Annotated in this window: 14 protein-coding genes; 13 read left to right on the top strand and 1 reads right to left on the bottom strand. The window is 68.9% G+C overall.

Going from position 1 to position 13,265, the window contains the following annotated elements; translation table 11 throughout:
* The first annotated feature begins 176 nt into the window (after window positions 1-176).
* From LTA6_RS04205 to LTA6_RS04150, 12 genes are all read left to right on the top strand, one after another.
* A complete protein-coding gene (locus LTA6_RS04205) occupies window positions 177-380 on the top strand; it encodes a cold-shock protein (protein WP_102193879.1) in 204 nt (67 codons plus the stop codon).
* Window positions 381-589: 209 nt separating this feature from the next.
* The gene (locus LTA6_RS04200) at window positions 590-1,621 is read left to right on the top strand and encodes an iron-siderophore ABC transporter substrate-binding protein (protein WP_341976290.1); all 1,032 of its coding nucleotides are present in this window, start codon (window positions 590-592) and stop codon (window positions 1,619-1,621) included.
* Entirely contained in the window at window positions 1,618-2,664 is a 1,047-nt protein-coding gene (locus LTA6_RS04195) for an iron ABC transporter permease (RefSeq protein WP_341976289.1), read from the top strand. The genes LTA6_RS04200 and LTA6_RS04195 overlap by 4 nt, the downstream gene beginning before the upstream one ends.
* Window positions 2,661-3,683: an iron chelate uptake ABC transporter family permease subunit gene (locus LTA6_RS04190; RefSeq protein WP_341976288.1), complete on the top strand. Its 1,023-nt coding sequence runs from the start codon at window positions 2,661-2,663 to the stop codon at window positions 3,681-3,683. Before LTA6_RS04195 ends, LTA6_RS04190 begins: the two co-directional genes overlap by 4 nt.
* Entirely contained in the window at window positions 3,680-4,480 is an 801-nt protein-coding gene (locus LTA6_RS04185; protein ID WP_341976287.1) for an ABC transporter ATP-binding protein, read from the top strand. The genes LTA6_RS04190 and LTA6_RS04185 overlap by 4 nt, the downstream gene beginning before the upstream one ends.
* The gene (locus LTA6_RS04180) at window positions 4,470-5,420 is read left to right on the top strand and encodes a siderophore-interacting protein (protein ID WP_341976286.1); all 951 of its coding nucleotides are present in this window, start codon (window positions 4,470-4,472) and stop codon (window positions 5,418-5,420) included. Before LTA6_RS04185 ends, LTA6_RS04180 begins: the two co-directional genes overlap by 11 nt.
* Window positions 5,421-5,452: 32 nt before the next feature.
* Window positions 5,453-5,578, top strand: coding sequence for a hypothetical protein (locus LTA6_RS04175; protein ID WP_341976285.1), 126 nt, complete (start codon window positions 5,453-5,455; stop codon window positions 5,576-5,578).
* Window positions 5,575-6,291, top strand: a complete 717-nt coding sequence (locus LTA6_RS04170; RefSeq protein WP_341976284.1) for a Type 1 glutamine amidotransferase-like domain-containing protein — start codon at window positions 5,575-5,577, stop codon at window positions 6,289-6,291. The genes LTA6_RS04175 and LTA6_RS04170 overlap by 4 nt, the downstream gene beginning before the upstream one ends.
* Window positions 6,292-6,428: 137 nt before the next feature.
* Window positions 6,429-7,502 (top strand): DUF998 domain-containing protein, encoded by a 1,074-nt coding sequence (locus tag LTA6_RS04165; protein WP_341976283.1) that lies wholly within the window; start codon window positions 6,429-6,431, stop codon window positions 7,500-7,502.
* 19 nt (window positions 7,503-7,521) lie between these two features.
* Window positions 7,522-8,373 (top strand): ABC transporter ATP-binding protein, encoded by an 852-nt coding sequence (locus tag LTA6_RS04160; protein WP_341976282.1) that lies wholly within the window; start codon window positions 7,522-7,524, stop codon window positions 8,371-8,373.
* A 33-nt stretch (window positions 8,374-8,406) separates the two neighbouring features.
* Window positions 8,407-9,438 carry an iron-siderophore ABC transporter substrate-binding protein gene (locus LTA6_RS04155; RefSeq protein ID WP_341976281.1) on the top strand — a complete coding sequence of 344 codons (1,032 nt, stop codon included), beginning with the start codon at window positions 8,407-8,409 and terminating at the stop codon, window positions 9,436-9,438.
* Entirely contained in the window at window positions 9,435-11,558 is a 2,124-nt protein-coding gene (locus tag LTA6_RS04150) for an iron ABC transporter permease (RefSeq protein WP_341976280.1), read from the top strand. The genes LTA6_RS04155 and LTA6_RS04150 overlap by 4 nt, the downstream gene beginning before the upstream one ends.
* Before the next feature lie 180 nt (window positions 11,559-11,738).
* Here LTA6_RS04150 and LTA6_RS04145 read toward each other — a convergent pair whose 3' ends face one another.
* Window positions 11,739-12,581, bottom strand: coding sequence for an alpha/beta hydrolase (locus LTA6_RS04145; protein ID WP_363550661.1), 843 nt, complete (start codon window positions 12,579-12,581; stop codon window positions 11,739-11,741).
* Between the two features lie 92 nt (window positions 12,582-12,673).
* Between LTA6_RS04145 and LTA6_RS04140 the strand changes: the two genes are divergently transcribed.
* On the top strand, window positions 12,674-13,258 hold the full coding sequence (locus LTA6_RS04140) for a TetR/AcrR family transcriptional regulator (RefSeq protein WP_407358699.1): 585 nt from the start codon (window positions 12,674-12,676) through the stop codon (window positions 13,256-13,258).
* The last annotated feature ends 7 nt before the right edge of the window (window positions 13,259-13,265 follow it).

The following is a 13,265-nucleotide window of genomic DNA, read 5'->3' as shown; positions in this document are numbered from 1 at the left end:
CATCCGCCATCATCGGGCTCGTCGCAGCCCGTCCCGCCGGCGCTGAAGGACACGTCCTCAGCGCCCCCCATTCCGTGGCCTCTCTTCATGAGAGCGTCCCCGCACGTGCCCGCCGGAGGTTCCGGCGCGGCGCTCAAGGCCGTGCAAACGGCCCGATCAACAGAAAGAAGAAACACATGGCCACTGGCACTGTGAAATGGTTCAACTCGGAAAAGGGCTTCGGCTTCATCGCTCCCGATGACGGCTCGGACGATCTTTTCGCCCACTTCTCGGCTATCTCCGGCTCTGGCTTCAAGGAGCTTCGCGAGAACCAGAAGGTCGAATTCGACGCTGAGCGTGGCCCCAAGGGCATGCAGGCTGCGAACATTCGCCCGCTCTGAATGCGAGAACCGCTCCGAGTTTGATCTCTGAGCGCTTCAAGCCGGTCGCTGCCTTCGGGCGCGGCCGGCTTTTCGCATGTCCGGGCGCGGGCTCGCGGCATGGCGGGCGGGAACTGAGGCAACCCTAACCATCTGATAAGTTAGGACAGGCTTACCAAAGCCTCCGCGCATTCGCGCCTCCCCCCGTTCCATACTCGAAGGGAATGCCCGTGCGCACTTCTCGACTCATCGGCCTCGGCTCCGCCGTGGTCCTCTCTCTCGGCCTCGCGGCCTGCGCGACCGCACCGACCAGCGACTCTGCTGCAGGCTCCGGCAACCCGGCGTCCGCCGGTGCTTTCCCCGTGACCATCGAGCATGTCTACGGTGAGACCACCATCGCCGAGAAGCCCGAACGCATCGCGACCATCGCATGGGCGAACCACGAGGTGCCACTGGCGCTCGGCGTCGTGCCGGTCGGAATGGCCGAGGCCACGTGGGGCGATGACGACGGTGACGGCGTTCTGCCCTGGGTCGAAGACAAGCTCGAAGAGCTGGGTGCCGAGACCCCCGTCCTGTTCAACAACGACGACGGTCTCGACTACGAGGCGATCGCCGACACCCAGCCCGACGTCATCCTCGCCTCCTACTCCGGCCTGACGCAGGAGGAGTACGACCAGCTCACGAAGATCGCGCCGGTCGTCGCCTACCCCGAGGTCGCCTGGGGCACCTCGGTCGATGACATGATCACGATGAACTCCGAAGCGATCGGCCTCGCCGACGAGGGCGCGGCACTCATCGAGCAGCTGCACGCCGACGCGGAAGCGGCGATCGACGCGCACAGCGGCTTGAAGGACAAGAAGCTCCTGTTCTCCTACATCGATCCGACCGACCTCAGCCAGATCGGCTACTACACCGCGATCGACACGCGCCCCGGCTACCTGCACGGAATCGGCTTCCCGATGCCCTCGATCGTCGAGGTCAACGCTGACAGCGACCAGTTCTACCTGACGGTCAGCTCCGAAGAAGCCGAGCTGTTCGACGATGTCGACGTGTTCGTCACCTACGGCGACGAGTCGATCATCCCTTTGCTGCAGGCCGACCCGCTGCTGTCGAAGATCCCCGCGATCGCTGAAGGGCGCATCGCCGTGCTCGGCGACGCCACACCGCTCGCCGCGTCGGCCAACCCGTCGCCGCTGTCGATCCCGTGGGGCCTTGACGACTACTTCGCCGTCCTCGAGGCACCTCTCCTCGCGGCGGAGTGACCACCGCGACTCGGATCCTCACGCCGGGCGCCGCTGCACTGCGGCGCCCGGCGCTGGTGCGTACCCTCTGGCTGCTCGCCGGGGTCGGAGTCATCCTCGTCCTCAGCATCCTCTCCATCTCCTTCGGGACGCGATCCGTGAGCGCCGGTGACATCGCCGCCGCGCTGACGGGTCATGACGACACCGTCGCGCAGGCGGCGGTCATCAAACGGATCCCGCGCACGGTCCTGGCCATCGCGATCGGGGCGGCGCTCGCGCTCTCCGGGGCGACCATGCAGGCCGTCACCCGCAACCCGATCGCCGACCCCGGCATCCTCGGTGTCTCCAACGGCGCCTCTCTCGCCGTCGTCATCGGCATCGCGTTCTTCGGACTCTCGAGCCAGTACGGCTACATGATCGTGGCGATCGTCGGCGCGGCCATCGCGGCGACCTTCGTCTACGCGGTCGGCGCCCTCGGCCGCGGCGGGGCGACGCCTCTCAAGCTGGCTCTCGCCGGGGCGGCGACATCCGCCGCCCTCGGTTCGCTCATCAGCGCCATCATGCTCCCGCGGGTCGATCTGCTTCAGGTGTTCCAGTCCTGGCAGATCGGCGGCGTCGGCGGCGCGGACTGGACACGCCTCGCCATCACCGCGCCCGTGCTCGCCCTCGGTGCTCTCATCTGCTTCGCGTGTGCACGCGGCATGAACTCGCTCGCCCTCGGTGACGACCTCGCCGCCGGCCTCGGTGAGCACGTCTTCCGCACCCGCCTCGTCTCCGCCCTCGGCGCGGTGATCCTCGCCGGAGCCGCGACGGCCATCGCCGGACCCATCGGCTTCGTCGGCCTGGTCGTTCCGCACATCTGCCGGATGCTCATCGGCACCGACCACCGGTGGTTGCTGCCCTTCTCCGCTCTCGCCGGCTCGGCGCTGCTCGTCGCCAGCGATGTCATCGGACGCGTCATCGCTCCTTCCTCCGAAGAGATCCAGGTCGGCATCATCACCGCGGTGATCGGCGCTCCGTTCTTCATCTGGATCGTCCGGCGCCAGAAGGTGCGCGAGCTGTGACCGCCGCGATCATCGCCGGGCGCCGTGCCCGCCACCGCCGCCACGCCACTGCCAGCGTGGTGCTCGGCACACTGCTTCTCGTCCTCGCAGCGGTGGCGCTCATGGTCGGCAACACGTTCTACGGGCCTGGCGAAGTGATCCGTGTCATCCTCGGCGAGACGGTGCCTGGAGCTTCCTACTCCGTCGGTGAACTGCGCCTTCCGCGCACTGTGCTCGCCGTGCTCGCGGGCGCCTGCTTCGGCATCGCGGGCGTCGCGTTCCAGACCCTGCTGCGCAATCCGCTGGCATCCCCCGACATCATCGGCATCGCCGAAGGCGCCAGCGCCGCGGCGGTGGTCGGCATCGTGGTGCTCTCGGTCAGCGGCCCGCTCGTGTCGGTGATGGCACTGGCCGGTGCCCTCCTCACGGCGATCGCGATCTACCTGCTCTCCAACAAGGGCGGGTTCGCGGGCACCAGGCTGATCCTCATCGGGATCGGCGTCGCGGCGATGCTGCAGAGCATCGTCTCGTACGTGCTCTCGCGCGCCGCCCAATGGGACATTCAGACGGCGATGCTGTGGTTGACCGGCAGCCTCAACAGTGCTTCCTGGGATCGCATCGCCCCGCTCGCCATCGCGTGCCTGGTGATCCTGCCGTTGATGTTCTCCCAGGGGAGGGCGCTGGGGATGCTGCAACTCGGCGACGATTCCGCTGCCGGGCTCGGTCTGCGGGTGAACGGCACTCGACTGCTGTTCATCTTGGGCGCCGTCGCGCTCCTCGCCTTCGCGACGGCGGCGACCGGCCCGATCGCGTTCGTCGCGTTCATGGCCGGACCCATTGCAGCGCGCATCACGGGACCGGGTGCGAACCTCCTGCTGCCGTCGGCGCTCGTCGGTGCCGCCCTGGTGCTCGCCGGCGATCTGATCGGTCAGAACCTGTTCGACGCGCGCTACCCCGTCGGCGTCATCACCGGCGTCCTCGGCGCCCCGTATCTCATCTACCTCCTCATCCGCACCAACCGCTCGGGAGGCTCGCTATGACGCAGCCGCACACACTCTCCGCCGAGGGGGTCACCCTCGCCTATGGCGATCGGACCGTCATCGACGCGCTCGACCTGGCGATCGCGCCGGGCAAGATCACCACGATCGTCGGAGCGAACGGATGCGGCAAGTCGACGCTGCTGCGATCGCTGGCGCGCCTGCAGTCGCCGAGCGCGGGTCACGTGATTCTCGACGGCAAGTCCGTGCACGCCCGCCCGTCGAAGGAAGTCGCCAGGATCCTAGGTCTCCTACCGCAATCGCCGATCGCGCCCGAGGGCATCGCCGTCGCCGATCTGGTCGGCCGGGGGCGGCATCCGCACCAGAAGGTGCTCTCGCGCTGGAGCATGCACGACTACGAGATCGTGGCCGACGCGCTCGCGGCCACCGGCACCGCCGACCTCGCCGACCGCAGTGTCGACGAGCTCTCCGGCGGACAGCGCCAGCGCGTCTGGATCGCGATGGCCCTGGCGCAGGAGACCGATATTCTCCTGCTCGACGAGCCGACCACCTTTCTCGATGTCGCGCATCAGGTCGAGGTGCTCGACCTGCTCACCGATCTCAGCGTCTCGCGCGGCACCACGATCGTCATGGTGCTGCACGACCTCAATCTCGCCGCGCGATACGCGGACGAGCTCGTCGCGATGAAGGACGGCCGGGTCCACGCGGTCGGCGCACCACACGACGTCCTCACCAGTGCGCTCGTCGAAGAGGTCTTCGGCCTGGCGAATCAGATCACCACAGACCCGGTTTCCGGAAAGCCGCTGGTCACACCAATCGGGAGGCACCATGTCCGCTGAGGCAACCACGCGCACGCGTCCGTCGTACATCCTCGCTCGCGCCGAGGTGCGCGCCGTCGAGCGGGTCTCGCCGAACTTCGTGCGGATCACGTTCGGCGGCGATGAGCTCCACGAGTTCGGCATGCCGGGGGAGATGTTCGACGTCAGGATCAAGATCATCTTCCCGCCGGCATCCGGCATCCTCCCGCCGCTCGACCGCACGGACGACGATTGGTGGGGCGCGTATCTGGCAGTGCCGGAGGACGAGCGCGGGTCGATGCGCACGTATTCCGTGCGGGAACTGCGAGTCTCGGACGCCGGCACCGAGGTGGTCGTCGATTTCGTGCTGCACCTGCAGCCCGGGCTCACCGGTCCGGCATCGAGCTGGGCGAGCACCGCGGCCGTGGGCGACGCGCTGATGATCGTCGGCCCGCGGCGCGGACGCGAGGACCGAGGCGGCATCGAGTACGACCCCGGCGCCGCGCGGTCCGTCGTGCTCGCCGGCGATGAGACGGCCGCTCCCGCGATCGCCCGCGTCCTGGAGGATGCCCCACGAGATCTTCGCGGCATCGCGTTCATCGAGGTGCCGCTGGCCGAGGACATCCTGCAGATCGATGCCCCGGCTGGCGTCGAGGTGCACTGGTTGCCCCGCGGCGACGCGCTGCACGGGCTGCGGCTGATCCCGACGGTGCTCGACTATCTCGGCGATTCCGATGCCAGCGCCGAGATCACCGTGAAGGACATCGAAGGTGAAGATCTGGTGTGGGAGACGCCGGACTACTCCGGCCTCGGTGAGGAGATCGCCTCCGGCGATGGCCCGGCCGAGCGCTACTTCTGGATCGCCGGAGAGAGCGGAGTCGTGACAACGCTGCGTCGCCACCTCGTCAAGGATCTCGGTATCGACCGGTCACAGGTCGCGTTCATGGGCTACTGGCGCCGCGGCGTCGCGATGCGGGGCTGAGGGGCCGCCTTGACGCCCAGTAGGCTCTTCGGATGACGTTCGATGCGAGCGATGCGGACACCCGCATCGACGGAATGCGCCGCGAGATCCTCACCGGGGACCAGTTCCGTGAGGCGGCACCATCGCGTGCCGTCGCAGCGGGGGACGGTGTCGCATGAGCGTCCACCTCATCGGGGGCGGCGCGACAACGGCTGCGGATGCCGCGCTCTACGCGCCGTTCGTCGCCGAAGCGGCGCTGCGAGCGGGCCACGCGCGGCCGCGCATCGCCGTGATCTCACTGCACCCCGAGGCCGAGGAGAAGGCGGCGGCGCTGGGCGAGCTACTCGTCGAGTCCGCAACGGGTACCGCGATCGAGATGCACCTCACCGCGGGGCGACCCGGCGAGCCGATCGGGCTCGGCGCGATCGCCGACGTCGACGGCATCGCGGTGGGGGGCGGCGTCGTCGAGGATGTGCGCGCGGGGCTCGAGCCGGTGTTCGGCGAGTTGCGCCGGCTGGTTGCCGAGGGTGTGCCCTACCTCGGCGTCTCGGCCGGAGCGATGATCGCGGCGGAGGGCTCGCTCGGAAGCGGCTCGCGCATCGGTGGCGTGGTCGTCTCACCCGAGGACCCCGACGAAGCGGGCGACGAGTTGGAGATCGAGACCGGCATCGGCCTCGTCGACGTGGCCATCGAGGTACATGTGGCTCAGCGCGGCATGCTTTCCCGACTGGTCGCCGCGGTCGAGTCCGGGCTGGTCCAGGGCGGGCTCGGCATCGACGAGCGCACCGCCCTGATCGTGGGCCATGGCGAGCTCCGGGTCGAGGGCAAAGGCAGCGTCTGGCGGGTGTTGCCGGCCGAGGGCGGCGTGCTGGTCTCCACGATCGGCGGCTGAGGGCGCCCCGAAGTCCCTCGCATGGGTAGGGCCTCCCCCCTTCGCGGATGCCGACAGGCCGTTTCCTGACCGGTGGTGGGAGCTCGCTCCTGTCTCTGGCGCCAAGAGGCGTGGTCGGTTCATGGTTCGATGGATGCGTGGACCAGAGCCGACAGCTGAGGCAGGAGTTCCGCGCGATCCGGGCGACGGCGATCTGCTTCCTCGTCGGAATCGGCGTGGGCACTCTCGTGCTCTGGGGCAACCCGCGCCCGGTCGCCGGCGCCGGCTCTGTCGGCATCCCGGCTGCGGTGGTCGCCGGTGTCATCGCAGCCGCGACCTTCATCCTCGGCACGTTGCTGCGTCGACGTGTCGAGCAGGCGGTGATGCCGCGGTGGCAGCGGATCATCTCGGCGGGGTCGGCCGCGGCCCTCACCGTCGCGTTCGCCGGGGTCACGGCTCTCGGCGTGCTTCTGGCGAGCGAGATCCTCGGCGTCGCGCTGAAAGGGCTCGAGCTGCCGCCCTTCGGGGGCGGGATCGTGATCGGCATCGCGAGCGCAGTCGGCGGGCGCCTGGCATTCGACGCCGTGGCGGGGTTGCGCACCTCCGATCTCGCAACCCTGCTGCTCGGATACGTCGTGATCGGCACTCTTCTCGCCATGCTCACGGCCACCGACCCGCGGTGGTGGGAACTGAACTTCTCGCAGCTCGGCGTCGGCGCGGGTTCCTGGGCGTTCAACGGCACACTCGTGGTGGCGGGTCTTCTGGTCGCGACCGTCGGAGCGTACATCGGACGCGATCTGCACAGGTTGCGGGGCGACAGCGCGCTCGGCCGGATCGGCGCTGTGGTCGTGCTGTGGTCGTCCACCGGCGTCGCGCTCGCCGCCGTGGGCGTTCTCCCGGTGCATCGCGGCGAGATCGCGCACAACGTCGCGACGATCAGCACCCTGGTCTTGTTCCTCGCCGCAGCGGCGCTGACGACGGCGGTCATGCCCGGACCGCCGCGCATGCTGGTCCTCTTCACCATCGGCGTCTGCGTGCTGCTCGTCGTCGCGGTCGTGCTCCGTGATCCGTTGCGGGTGTACTCGCTCACCGTGCTGGAGGTGATCGTCGTCGGGCTGGGACTGGGGTGGATGACGGTGCTCGTACGCACGCTCTCCTGGCTTGCTCCGCCCGATCCGCGCCCCTCGGAGCGCGAGTACCTGCTGCACAGGGCTTCACGGGCGGCAGCGTAATAGGTTAGGCTCTCCTAACGTGACCACCAACGAGCTCCCGGCATCCGCCGCTCTGCGTGGCGATGCGCTCGCGCTGAGTTACGGACGAACCCGTGTCGTGCACGACGTGTCGCTGCGACTCACGCCGGGGCGCGTGACGGCCCTGATCGGTCCGAACGGCAGTGGCAAGTCGACGGCGCTCCGTGCCCTCGCCCGCCTGCATCGCATCGGCGGCGGAACGGTGCAGGTCGGAGAAGGAGCAGATGCGCGCGACGTGTCGACGCTCTCCGCGAAGGAGTTCGCTCGCACTGTCGCGATGCTCTCGCAGTCGCGTCCGCATCCGTCGGGCATCGAGGTCGCAGACGTCGTCGCGTACGGCCGCCACCCGCACCGCGGACGGTTCTCCGGAACGACCGACGCTGACCGGGCGGCCATCGCGCACGCGCTCGCTCTCACCGGGTTGAGCGAAATGGCGCATCGCGCCGTCGATCAGCTCTCCGGCGGCGAGCTGCAGCGGGTGTGGCTCGCCACGGCGCTGGCGCAGGACACCGGAGTGCTGCTTCTGGACGAGCCGACCAACCACCTCGATCTGCGCTACCAGATCGAAACGCTCGACCTGGTGCGCGACCTCGCTGACAACCACGGCACGGCCCTCGGCGTTGTGCTGCACGACCTCGACCATGCCGCATCGGTCGCCGATGAGATCGTGCTGCTGCACCAGGGCCGAGTGCACGCGTCCGGGCTCCCCGCCGACGTACTGACCGGCGAGAACCTCTCCCTCGTGTACGGGCTGCGCATCGACACCGTGGTGGATGCCGAGACCGGCCTCGTCCGCGTCATCCCCCGTGGCCGTCACCACGAGCGGCACCGTGCCGTGGCGGCATCCCGATAGATCTCCCTCGTCCCCGACCCCGATAGAGGAACCATGAAGAAGACTCCCTTGACCGCGCTCGCTCTCGGCAGCGCCCTGCTACTCGCGCTCACCGCGTGCGGTACGACTCAGCCGACTTCGGCCGGCACGGACAAGCCGGTCTCCGCGTCCAGCGAGGACTGCTCCGCCGACTCCACGGAGACCTCGACCGGTGCGGTGACGCTCACCGATGCGTTCGACCGCAAGATCGAGCTCGACAAGCCCGCCGAGCGGATCGCGGTGCTCGAGTGGCAGCAGATCGAGGACGCTCTCACGCTCTGCGTCACCCCGGTCGCCGTCGCAGACGTCGAGGGATACAACACGTGGGTCAAGGCGGAGGAACTCCCGGCAGATGTGAAGGATGTCGGCACCCGGCAGGAGCCGAACCTCGATGCGCTGGTCGCCGCGGATCCCGACCTCGTCATCGTCGAGGCCTTCGTGCGCGATGACGCGATCATCGCTCAGCTCGAGGCATACGGCATCCCGGTACTCGCGACCCTCGGTGCCGACACCGCCGACCCGCTCGCCCAGATGCTCACCACGTTCGACCTGATCGCCCAGGCGACCGGTCGCGAAGATCGGGCTGCGGTCGTGACCGACGAGTTCGAAGCACACCTGGCCTCCGCGAAGGCGAAGGTCGCCGACCGCGTTGCCGACACCGACGAGTTCGTCTTCTTCGACGGCTGGGTCGATGGCAGCAACGTGCGACTGCGCCCCTACGGTCAGGGCTCGCTGGTCGGTGAGGTCGGCGAGGCGCTCGGCCTGACCAACGCATGGACTGGTGAGGTCGATGCAGCGTACGGTCTCGGCCAGACCGACATCGAAGGCATGACGGCAGCGGGTGACGCGAGCCTCTTCTACGCAGGCACCAGGGAGACCGACGGCAGCATCTTCATCGATGCCGTCGCCGACAACGCGGTCTGGAAGTCGCTGCCCGCAGTGCAGGACAAGCGCATCCACGCGTTCCCGGCGGGTGTGTGGATGTTCGGCGGACCGCGCTCGACCGAGCAGATCATCGACGCCTACCTTGAGGTCCTCTCGAAGTGACCCGCATCCAGCTCCCGTCCGCGTCGGATGAACAGACGGCCTCCGGGTCAGGCGTCGCACACGCGTCGTCCGGGTCGTCGGTCGTCTCGCCCGGCACGGACGGGGCTGGAGACGCCCGGACCGGCGGATCGAGCGTCGTCCGGGGGATCGTCGTTCTCGGCGCTCTCGTGGTCGCGCTCTCCGCGGTGGGGTTCTGGCACCTCACGCAGGGAACCAGCGACGCCTCGTTCACGGATGGGGCGATCCTCGTCGGATCGCGCCTTCCGCGCCTCGCCGCGGGGGCTGCGGTCGGCATCGCGCTCGGCGTCGCCGGCCTCATCCTGCAGTCCCTCGCGCGTAACGCGCTGGCCTCACCAGACACCCTGGGTGTCACCGCTGGTTCCTACCTGGCCGTGACAGCCGTCGCCGCGTTCGGCATCGCGATCCCGGTGTGGGCATCGGGTGCCGTCGCGTTCGCCGGCGGTATCATCGCCGCCGGTATCGTCCTGGGCCTCGCCGGGGGCGCAGGCTCTTCGACGACCCGCCTCATCCTCGCCGGCTCCGCCCTCGCGCTCGCCTTCCAGGCGTGCACATCGACGCTGCTGGTGCTCTTCGACGAGGAGACCGAGGGGCTGTTCGCCTGGGGCAGTGGCAGTCTGTCGCAGCTCGGGTTGGATGCGTTCCTGCAAGCAGCGCCCGTCGTCGTGGTGGCCACGATTCTGGCGCTCCTGCTCTCCCGACGCTTCGACGTTCTCGCTCTCGGCGATGACACGGCGTCGTCGCTCGGGGTTCCGATCCGGTCGACCCGGGTCGTCGGCATCCTGCTCGCCGTCGTGCTGATCGCTGTATCGGTCACGCTCGCCGGCCCGATGGGATTCGTCGGACTGTGCGCCCCGGTACTCGCGCGACTGCTCGCCCGCGTCGTGCCGATCCTGCACCGTCACGTGCTGCTCATCCCGGTCTCCGGATTGCTCGGTGCGATCGTGGTGATCCTCTCCGACGCGCTGCTGCGGGCCATCATCGGCGCGGAGGCGGCGATCGCGGTGCCCACCGGTGTCGCCACGACGCTGCTCGGCGCCGTCGTGCTCGTCGTGATGGCGCGCCGACTGCGCGACTCCGGACCGACGCGCGAGCCGCCGAAAGTGCGCTTCGGTGTCCGCAGCACGCGGCGGTTCCGCCTTGTTCTCGTCGTGACGGTGGCCGCGGTGATCGGGGCTGTGCTGCTCGGCCTGCTGGCAGGGAGCACCTGGCTGCTCACCGGAGACATCGCCCTGTGGCTGCGCGGCGAGGCTCCGCCGCTGATCTCGTTCTCGCTCGACGAGCGCGCGCCGCGGGTGATCGCCGCGGTCGTTGCCGGGGGAGCACTCGCACTGTCGGGCGGCATCTTCCAGGCCGTCAGCCGCAATCCGCTGGCCGATCCCGGCATCCTCGGTGTCACCGGCGGCGCCGGTCTCGGCGCGGTCCTGGTGGTGACCAGCGCCGTCGCCTCGACCGCCGGCATGATCGCCGCTGCGCTGGTCGGTTCGCTCCTCGCGTTCGCCCTCGTCTACGGCCTGGCCTGGCGGCGCGGGCTGAACGCCGACCGGTTCATCCTCATCGGCATCGGGGTGTCCTACGGCACGACCGCATTGACGACCTTCTTCCTCCTGCGCGCGAATCCGTGGGACACCCCGAAGGTCTACACCTGGCTCTCCGGCACGACGTACGGGCGGATCTGGGAGCAGGTCGTGCCGGTCGCCGTCGTGCTCGCCATCGCCCTGCCGCTGGTCTTCATGGCCCGGCGAGAACTCGATGTGATGTCTCTCGATGAGGACACCCCGCGCCTGGTCGGCATCAGCCTGGAGCGCACCCGGCTCGGCCTGCTGCTCCTTGCCGCCGTGCTGGCATCGTTCAGCGTCGCGGCTGTCGGCGTGATCGGCTTCGTCGGACTGGTCGCCCCGCATGCCGCCCGCGCGCTGGTCGGCTCACGGCACGCGCGCGTGATCCCGGTATCCGTGCTGCTCGGGGCAGTGCTCGTCGCCCTCGCCGACACCCTCGGACGCACGGTCATCCAGCCGGCCCAGCTGCCTGCCGGGCTCATCGTGGCACTGCTCGGAGCGCCGTACTTCGTCTGGCTGCTCTGGCGCTCGCGCGACGCGTAGGCGCACCGGCCGCCGTCTCATTGCTGCGGCGGCGCCATCGCCGAAAACAGGAGGACCGCCCGAGATCAGGAGAATCTTCGCGGGATTCTCCTGATCTCGGGCGGTCCTCCTGATCTCGGGACGCCGGATGACGCGGCATCCGCTCCCCAGATCTGGAGGAGCGGATGCCGCGGCGAGGCGCTACTTCGTGAGGAACTCCTTCAGTGCGGCATTGACCTCGTCGGCGTGGGTCCAGAGCAGGCCGTGCGGCGCACCCTCGACCTCGACGTAGTCGGCCTCAGGAACGGCCTGGTGGAAGCGGCGGGCGGTGGCGTCGATGGGGAGGATGTTGTCCTTCGTGCCGTGCAGGATCAGCGTGGGCTTGCCCGCCGCGCGCACCGCCTCGACGTCGCCGCGGAAGTCCTCGATCCAGGCCGGCACGACGGCGTAGGCCGCGACCGGAGCGCTGGTGACGGAGAGGTTCCAGTTGGCGGTGACGACCTCCTGGCTGATGCGCGAGCCGAGGTTTTCGTCGAGGTTGTAGAAGTCGTTGTAGAACTGCGTGAACCAGGCGTAGCGATCGCCCTTCGCGGCCGCGGCGATCCCGTCGAAGACCTCCTGCGGAACGCCTTCGGGGTTGTCATCGCGCTGCACGAGGAAGGGCTCGAGCGAGGCGAGGAACGCCAGCTTCGCGACACGCTCGTGTCCGTAGCGGGCGACGTAGCGGGCGAGTTCGCCGGTGCCCATCGAGAAGCCGACGAGGACGACATCGCGCAGATCCAGGGTCTCGAGCACGGTGTTCAGATCGGCGGCGAAGGTGTCGTAGTCATAGCCGGTGCCCACCTTCGACGACTGGCCGAAGCCGCGACGGTCGTAGGTGATGACGCGGTAGCCCTGGTCGAGGAGTTCGCGGGTCTGGCGCTCCCAGCTGTGGCCGTTCAGCGGGTAGCCGTGGATCAGCACGACGGGCTGGCCGGCGCCCTGGTCCTCGTAGTAGAGCTCGATGGACGTGCTGTTCTCCGTGCCGACGGTGATGTAACCCATGATCGTTTCCTCTCTTTCTGCGAGAACGATCGTTCTCGCTTGATGTCATCAATCTAGAGAACGAACGTTCTCTTGTCAAGTAAACTCTTGGTATGACCGAAGAAGAGGCTCGTGAGCGCATCCTCGCCGCCGCCGAGGAGCTCTACTACCGCAAGGGATACGCGGCCGTCGGGATGGATGAGCTGCGCACGGCGGCCGGCGTGTCACTGCGCCGGCTGTATGCGCTGTTCCCCGCCAAGACCGACATCGTCGCCGCAGTCCTGCAACGCAAGCACCACGAGTGGGAGACGTCGCTCACGGCCGCGGTGGCGGATGCCGGCACCGACCCGCGCACCCGACTGCTCGCGGTCTATCGATACCTCGAGGGATGGTTCTGCACGGACGGCTTCCGCGGCTGCGCCTTCATCAACGCGTTCGGCGAGCTCGGCGGCACCAACCCCGAGGTCGCGCAGATCGTGCGCGAACACAAGGCGTCGTTCCAGAAGTACATGGCCTCGCTCGCCGCAGAGTCGGGCGCGCCCGCGGCCCTTGCCGCGCAGCTGTCCATCCTCGCCGAGGGGGCGCAGAGCACCGCGGCGATCTCCGCCGACCCGCAGGTCGCCGCGCAGGCCAGGGCGGCCGCCGAGGTGCTCATCGACGCCGCGCTGGTGCAGAGCATCCATAACAGCGCTCGGTAACCTGTTT

The organism is Microbacterium sp. LTA6 (assembly GCF_045690355.1).
GTDB lineage: Bacteria > Actinomycetota > Actinomycetes > Actinomycetales > Microbacteriaceae > Microbacterium.
Note: the sequence above shows the minus strand (reverse complement) of the source record. Positions and strands in the feature narration are given on the sequence as shown.

What these genes read in the sequence shown, in the direction of transcription:
- LTA6_RS04180 (WP_341976286.1), top strand. Translation starts at nt 4,470, where the DNA reads ATGTCCGCTGAGGCAACCACGCGCACGCGTCCGTCGTACATCCTCGCT.
- LTA6_RS04185 (WP_341976287.1), top strand. Translation starts at nt 3,680, where the DNA reads ATGACGCAGCCGCACACACTCTCCGCCGAGGGGGTCACCCTCGCCTAT.
- LTA6_RS04145 (WP_363550661.1), bottom strand. Translation starts at nt 12,581, where the DNA reads ATGGGTTACATCACCGTCGGCACGGAGAACAGCACGTCCATCGAGCTC.
- LTA6_RS04155 (WP_341976281.1), top strand. Translation starts at nt 8,407, where the DNA reads ATGAAGAAGACTCCCTTGACCGCGCTCGCTCTCGGCAGCGCCCTGCTA.
- LTA6_RS04175 (WP_341976285.1), top strand. Translation starts at nt 5,453, where the DNA reads ATGACGTTCGATGCGAGCGATGCGGACACCCGCATCGACGGAATGCGC.
- LTA6_RS04140 (WP_407358699.1), top strand. Translation starts at nt 12,674, where the DNA reads ATGACCGAAGAAGAGGCTCGTGAGCGCATCCTCGCCGCCGCCGAGGAG.
- LTA6_RS04205 (WP_102193879.1), top strand. Translation starts at nt 177, where the DNA reads ATGGCCACTGGCACTGTGAAATGGTTCAACTCGGAAAAGGGCTTCGGC.
- LTA6_RS04170 (WP_341976284.1), top strand. Translation starts at nt 5,575, where the DNA reads ATGAGCGTCCACCTCATCGGGGGCGGCGCGACAACGGCTGCGGATGCC.